The following is a 6,787-nucleotide window of genomic DNA, read 5'->3' on the forward strand; positions in this document are numbered from 1 at the left end:
GCCCTGAGCGTAGTCGCGTCTGTCATAAGACACCGAAGCCGCCTCGTCAACGAGGCGGCTTTTTCTTCGAAGGAGTTGGCTGGTGCTCAAGGCGGATATCGCGTTAGCTGATCTGGCGCTCGAGCCCGCGTGGCATGACGATCACCTGGCGATAGGTTCAAGCCGTGTTGCCCCGTACGCCCATCCGATGCTTGAGACGCTCTTGGTACGGTCGCCAGGCCGTTGGTTCATCGTGGTCAGGGAGCGCACGGCCGATACCGCTAGCAGCACGAAGGGACATGGTGCTGTCGTCGATGCGCAGGATGAAACGGCGTATCGTTCGCTTCATCGGGAATGCATGCTTTGGCCCCTCGACTATGTGCTGATCGAGGTTGCCCAGGCAGGGCACCGCCTGCGCATTTGTGCCGGCATGCTTGGCACGGCGCCTGTCTATTGCAGGGCAACGGATGAGCGGCTCGCCGTATCCTGGGACTCAGCGGATTTTGCCGACCGCCCAGCCGTGCTCGACATGGAGGTGGCGAGCCACCAGCTGGCCCTGCGCACCACCTACGCCGCGCGGCAGTTGTACACCGGCGTGGTGTTGCTCACCGAGCGCGCCTCGCTGCACGTAGAGCCGGGCAGGGCACGGTTTCGCTATCCCGACTCGATAGAGGAAGGTGGTCCCGCGGTGGACGCCGGTGAGGACATGCTGCCGCGGTTTGCCGAAGCGTTGCGGCGTGCCGTGCAGTTGCGGCCATGGCTCGACGGGAGTGTGTCGCTTGAGCTGAGCGGGGGTATGGATTCGGCGACGGTCGCCGTTGCGCTCGCGAGCCTTCACAACGACATCGATAGCAAGGGTATTCTGCTTGACGGCGAGGTTCGCGCCCCGCAGGTGCGGCGCCGGCAGCTCATGGTGGAGCGGCTGCGCCTATCCGATCACGTAGTCGACATCACGGCCTTTCCCCCTAACCTCGCCCTGAGCGCGCCGCGGGAGCCCCATGGCTTTTGTCGCGAGTTCTACCTGGAGGCGTGTTCGGCGCTGTGGGCTTCAGCTCGCGACAAAGGGCGTCATACGCTTTTTACCGGCGTTGGAGGGGACGAATTGTTCCCGGCGTACCTTGACGAGATCTCCGTCGGCGCCGCGAAGGGGCCGATGTGGGCACGCGATGCCCGCAGCTATGCAGAAGATCTGCTCACGCCACGCGCGCTGGCCGCGGCACGCAACCTCCCACTGTTCGATGCACCGGCAAGTCCGGTGCCCGTGACATCGCTGCTGGCAAACGCATGCCGCGCGCCGGATCTGCTGAAGCATGGACAGTGGCCGGTTCACCCACTGAGTGATCCGCGGCTTGCCCGCCTATGCCATCGACTGCCGCGGAGCAGTCGTGAGGGGAGGGAGGTCATGCGACGGTATCTTGAGAGCCATCTCGGTGGAGATGTGTTTCCCAGGGGGTATCTGAAGGAGACATTCGCTGATGTCTTACCGCCTTTGATTGCACAGCATGCCGGGAGGCTGGCTAAGCAATTGAAGGAGTGCGCGCTGGCTGATCTGGGGTTGGTGGATCGGAATGCGGTACTCGGCTTGCTGGAAACAATTACCGATAGCCGGTCGCATCCGGCTACGTCGGCGTTTGCTTCGTTTCTCTGGTTGGAGCGGTGTGCGCGTCAGGCTGGGTCATGAAGCCGCACGTCTGGCTAAAGCGCACGGATGCGGACCGCTCGCCGCTTCAACGCGTCATAGGTCGCATCATCAGGAAAGTCGGTGAGACGGAAGCGCGGCGGATCGAGGTCATCGACCGGTGTCGCTAGTTCAGGGATGTACGCGACGGCATCATCCCACCCGATCTCCAGCACTTCCTTTCGTTGATCGCAAAATAACCAGAGTTCGTCGCAACGGGGAAGAAGGGTCAAAACGTCACGCGTCCATTGCGCCGATCCAGTGATTCGTCCGGTATCCGTTTGCTCAACAGCATGGTACGTGGCGACAAAGACATCCGCGCCTTCCTTCTCGTGGACTTTCTCAAGTAGTGTTTTCTGATCGTCGTAGGTCCCGATGAGGCGTTTGTACCGCGCCACGTTCAAGCGCCTGGCCGTCTCCGTGGGCACTTTTCCCTGGAACGGAATCCACGCGCCGCTGCGAAGAACAAGGAGTTGGCCGCTCAGCGGACGCGTCTCCTCTTCGAGAATACCTGCTGCGAGCGTCGCGATCAGCGCGACACCTTCGTCGTCGAGGCTGCCTGTAACGAACAATTTGTCCCGGCAAGGAATCACGGCCACAGGCTCACCGTGAACGGGCAGCCGATGGATCATGTCCGTAAGCAGCATCCGGGAGGCGTCGTAAACGTCGTTCCATGTGGAGATCCATATGCCGCCGTGACGGTCCATGCCGGCATCGCTGGTCCTGTCGCGTAAGTTGGTCAAGGCGCGCGCGAAGGCAGCCTCGGCGTCCAGGCCCCAGGAGGTGAGAGTCTTAAGGCTAACGGTCGTCGTGGCGTGCTCGGAGTCCAGTACAAGGGCGACGGATAAGTTATCGGCAAAGGGCCGAAGACACGGCCCTCCACCCGTACCTGTACGCCCGGAAAGCCGGGCCGAGAGTAGTCCCCAGGCGAACATGGCCGGATCGCGGATGACTGGCATGAGCCTGGCAAGGGTATCTTCGGCGCATTCGTCAGGATGATCGTCGGTCATGCTCGCCAGATACTTGTCGACGATGTCGTTACGTTGCTTTGGCGGGACTGCCGACGCATCCTTGAAAGCGTTGTGCAGGCTCATGAGCCAAGGCTGGCCGTCGGCCAGCTCGAAGTCGATCTGGAACACCTCGGCGTCATACCTTGCAGATACGGGCTGAGCGAGGATTTCGGCCCGTTGGATGACCAGGGCGGCGAAGTCGTCTTTGGACAGCGTGCGCCGGAACCTATCGAGGATGCGCAATGACGGTCCTTGAGGGCAGTATGTGGCAGGGAATCTAGCCGACAGGGCGGGGGATTGCCAAGGTGTGCACGGGCAGGAGCCATCCATCCCGAGGCGCTCGGCTCTTGGCGTTATGATCTGGAAGTGCGGTGGCTTACATGCCGTGGGGCACTACCGGAGTGCCGTCCGAGAACGTGCTTGTCGCCACCAAAAAGACTGAGATGGGCGGAAGGGCGGCGATGTCAGCATCATGGCCCGGAAGCAGGTACCAGTAGCTGCCGCCGATCACGGGTGAACCTAGCAGGTTCGCACCCCAGGTCGTGGCGTCCTTGGTGGGGACGTAGAACATGACGTGCGCCATGTTGTGCTCACCCTGTGCGGACAGGTACGCGTTCTTCGACATCATGTAGCACATGGCGCCGGCCGCGAGCGGCGGAATCTCGCCAGTGCGCAGGGCGGCCTTGATGCGATCCATGATCTGTCCATCGGATTTGCCCGCAAGCGTAAGGGCGGTACGCAGCTTCAGAAGGGCCGTCATCGTCGGCACGGCCGGCGGAATATCGCAGGCGGCGGCACGAATCCTGGTGTCCCAGCGCTCGGGCCAATCGGGGGCGCCACCAAAGCCGCGGCCGACGTAGCAGACAAACCCATTGCTTCCCTTGACCGCCGTTTCGTAGCCCGCACGCGTCAGCACCAGGACGGTCGCATCCTTGGCAATCGCCGCCGGGGCGGCGCTCCTGGCCAGGCTGATTTCCGTTGCCCGGTCCAACAGGTAGGCGTCGATCGGTGCCATTCCCGGACTGTCTTTCGCGTGTAGCGCCGCGCTGGCGAGGCCGAACAGGAGCGACGCCGCACAGGCTGCTACGTGGCTGAAACGGCGGGTCGGAAGCCTGCCGTGCATACGGTTGAGAGGACGGATCATCATCTTGGGTTCTCCTGGATGGCGGAGGTCGCCATATTCAGACGTCGATTGAGTGAAGCGGAAATCGACAGCCTCAAGAAAAAGGCCGATTGACGTGGGCCAAGTGGAGCGGGCTATGATCCACCGGAGCCAGGGGGGAATGACAATGCAGTCTCTAACTGCAAGTCCTATATCAGGATATCGACTTCAAGGTTGGCTGGCGATCACCAGCGGCGTCTTCGGCATCGCGGCGTTTGCATGCCTCATCGTGTTCCTGGTGATGAGACCTTCGGATCCGCAGACCTCTCACCTTCTGCTCCGGAGCCATGATGCCGGGGTCATTGTTCAATCTCTCTGCCTGATGCCGTTCGCCCTTGCGCTGGGCGCTATCGCTCGCCAGCATTCGCCCGGATCGAGTCGGGTGATGGGTATCGCGGCGGGAGCCTTTCTCACCCTGGTCGTTATCCTGATGGTGTTGAGCYTCGTCAACATCGTCGCGGACGTGCTCTATATGATCCCCCAGGGCGCGGTTGGCGGGTGGCTCATCGCCGTCTGCCGGCAGCATGCCAACGGTCTACCGAAGGGTCTGCGGAGACTAGGCATCGTGGCAGGGGTCGGTCTCATTTTGATCAGCGTTTTCCCCATCGGTTACGCGCTGTTCGTCGATCCAGCGATCTTGCACGGTCCGATCTCCGATGACGATCCGACTCCGCCCGGGACGGAGAGGGCGAATGGGATCGTTCACCTGGTGCTCGCCATTGGCACGTTGATCGGTTGCTCCATGTATCCGCTCTGGAGCGCTTTGGCCGGTCGTTGGCTTCTTTTACGGGGGGATCGGTGAGGGCCCGCATGGAAGACGGACGTTTCCATGCAACGATGAGCTGGCGGTTTACGGCCCGGGGTATATATCATCGGAACGCCAGATTTTCTGTCAGGACCCGATTARTGAAGAACGTTCTCTTCGACATGGACGGCGTCCTGGTCGATTACGAGCCTTCGGTTCGCGTTGCCTGCCTTTCGTCAGCACTGGGCAGGACGACGCTCGACGTACACGCAGCGATCTACGTTTCGGGCATCGAAGCGGCGGCTGACACTGGTCGTTTAGACGCACGCGGGTATCTCGACGCGTTGTCTGCGCATCTGGGCGCGTCAGTCTCCGCAGAAGCCTGGGTGGAGGCACGCAAACGCGCGACAACGCCACGTTCGTGGGCGATCGAGCTCGCACTGTCGGTAGCCGAGACCGCCGGCGTCGCCATCCTTACCAACAATGGCCGGCTGCTCGCAGATCACTGGCAGGCGATCGTGCCCGAGTTCTTTCCGGTCTTCACCGGTCGGGCGTTTGTCGCTGCGGACTTCGGAACGGCGAAACCGGATCCTGCAGTGTACCGCGCGGCTGTGGCACAGCTTGGATGGAAGTCCGAGGAAACGCTGTTTATTGACGACGTGGCTGCCAACGTCGAGGGCGCGGTGCAGGCTGGACTCGTCGGGCACGTATACCGGGATAGAGAAGCCATGCAGGAGGCTATTGTGGCGTTCTTGCGCAGCGCTTAGGCGTTAGAGGGCAGGTGAAGCGGTCGCCACCCGCTACGAATGGGAAGGTAAGAAATAACCAAAACTCCTCCCTCCTACAAGATGGATACTTTCGTTATGTCGATCACGTTTGTGCAGCGTCAGACACCTGGCTTCTCCGGGAAACTGGCGGTCCTGGCGTTCGTTGTTTTTTCGATTCCGCTCGTTTCGGCTACTGAGTCAGCTACCGATAATTCTTCTTGGGAAAACAACCTTCGCCCCGCGATCGTGGAAGCCGGCCAGCCCGTTCCACATTGGTCGCTTCGCGACCGGATGGCGTACTACCACATCCCCGGCGTTGCCATCGCGGTGCTGCGCCACGGCAAGGTTTGGCAGGTGAAGGGGTACGGGCTCCGGGAAGCGGGTACGAATGACAAAGTCGATGGCGATACGCTGTTTTCGGCTGGCTCGATCAGCAAGGTAGCGACAGCGGTGATGATCCTGCGCATGGTGCAGGCAGGGCAGCTGGACCTCGACCGCAACATCGATACCTACCTGACGAGCTGGCATGTTCCGGCCTCCAAGGACACGCCCCATCCCGACGTAACCCTGCGCATGCTGATGTCGCATACCTCCGGGTTCAACGTGGGTGGCTTCCCTGATTTCCTGCCTCAGGAGCAAGTGCCGACCCTGCTGCAAACGCTGGACGGTCTGCCGCCTGCGAAACACCATGCCGTTCGACTTATCTACCCGCCGGGCTCGCGCTACGCCTATTCGGGAGGGGGCATCGAGGTGGAGCAGCAGCTACTCGAAGACGTGACCCACACCGATTTCGCCACGGCGGCCCGCACCTGGCTGCTCGATCCGCTGCATATGCAGCGCAGCACGTTTGAGAGTCCCTTGTCGGCCTCGCGCGGCAATATCGCGAAGGCCCACGATGAGCAAGGCAAGCTCATCGCGTTGCCGCGTGGCTGGCAGTCGTTTCCCGAGCAGGCCGCTTCGGGACTCTGGACGAGCGCGAACGAGCTCGGTGCCATGGTTGCCACGCTGATCGAGAGCTATCGGGGGCATAACGGGTTCCTGTCGCGCGCCCTTGCCACACAAATGATGAGCCCCGTGTCGCCCAGCCCTCAAGGGCTTGGACCGGAGCTGCTGGGATCGGGTAACGGGCGGGTCTTCTTCCACAGCGGGTCCAACGACAACTACCGCGCCTGGATGGAAGGTTACCTGGAGACAGGCGACGGCTTCGTGATACTCACCAACAGCCCCAACGGTRCTCGTCTGCGCCTGGAAATCCGGCATGCCTTGTCCGACATGATCGGTCAGGGCGTGGATCCGGTATTGCATGCTGTTGAACTCGATCCTGCGGACGTCTCCTATGCGGACTACCAGGGCACGTATCGCCTGGATAACAGCGTGCCCATGGACATTCGCGGTCGACTCGCCGATGACTTTGATGCCGACTCGTTTCAGATCACGATGTCCCAC

The 6,787-nt window shown here is 61.7% G+C and carries 6 protein-coding genes; 4 read left to right on the top strand and 2 right to left on the bottom strand.

Going from position 1 to position 6,787, the window contains the following annotated elements; all coding sequences use genetic code 11:
- The first annotated feature begins 82 nt into the window (after positions 1-82).
- Positions 83-1,660 carry an asparagine synthase-related protein gene (locus AC1DT2_RS13125; RefSeq protein ID WP_477296723.1) on the top strand — a complete coding sequence of 526 codons (1,578 nt, stop codon included), beginning with the start codon at positions 83-85 and terminating at the stop codon, positions 1,658-1,660.
- A 14-nt stretch (positions 1,661-1,674) separates the two neighbouring features.
- Here the strand turns inward: AC1DT2_RS13125 and AC1DT2_RS13130 are convergent, their stop codons facing one another.
- Together AC1DT2_RS13130 and AC1DT2_RS13135 are read right to left on the bottom strand one after the other, a co-directional pair.
- The gene (locus tag AC1DT2_RS13130) at positions 1,675-2,910 is read right to left on the bottom strand and encodes a DUF1444 domain-containing protein (RefSeq protein ID WP_477296724.1); all 1,236 of its coding nucleotides are present in this window, start codon (positions 2,908-2,910) and stop codon (positions 1,675-1,677) included.
- A 133-nt stretch (positions 2,911-3,043) separates the two neighbouring features.
- A complete protein-coding gene (locus tag AC1DT2_RS13135; protein WP_477296725.1) occupies positions 3,044-3,814 on the bottom strand; it encodes a hypothetical protein in 771 nt (256 codons plus the stop codon).
- A gap of 142 nt (positions 3,815-3,956) precedes the next feature.
- Here AC1DT2_RS13135 and AC1DT2_RS13140 point away from each other — a divergent pair, with 142 nt between their 5' ends.
- From AC1DT2_RS13140 to AC1DT2_RS13150, 3 genes are all read left to right on the top strand, one after another.
- On the top strand, positions 3,957-4,631 hold the full coding sequence (locus AC1DT2_RS13140) for a hypothetical protein (protein WP_477296727.1): 675 nt from the start codon (positions 3,957-3,959) through the stop codon (positions 4,629-4,631).
- 35 nt (positions 4,632-4,666) lie between these two features.
- Positions 4,667-5,341 carry an HAD family hydrolase gene (locus tag AC1DT2_RS13145; RefSeq protein ID WP_477296729.1) on the top strand — a complete coding sequence of 225 codons (675 nt, stop codon included), beginning with the start codon at positions 4,667-4,669 and terminating at the stop codon, positions 5,339-5,341.
- Between the two features lie 96 nt (positions 5,342-5,437).
- Positions 5,438-6,787: serine hydrolase domain-containing protein (locus AC1DT2_RS13150; protein WP_477296728.1), on the top strand; the 1,350-nt coding region annotated here is incomplete at its 3' end.

The organism is Luteibacter sp. P4_E6 (assembly GCF_056401535.1).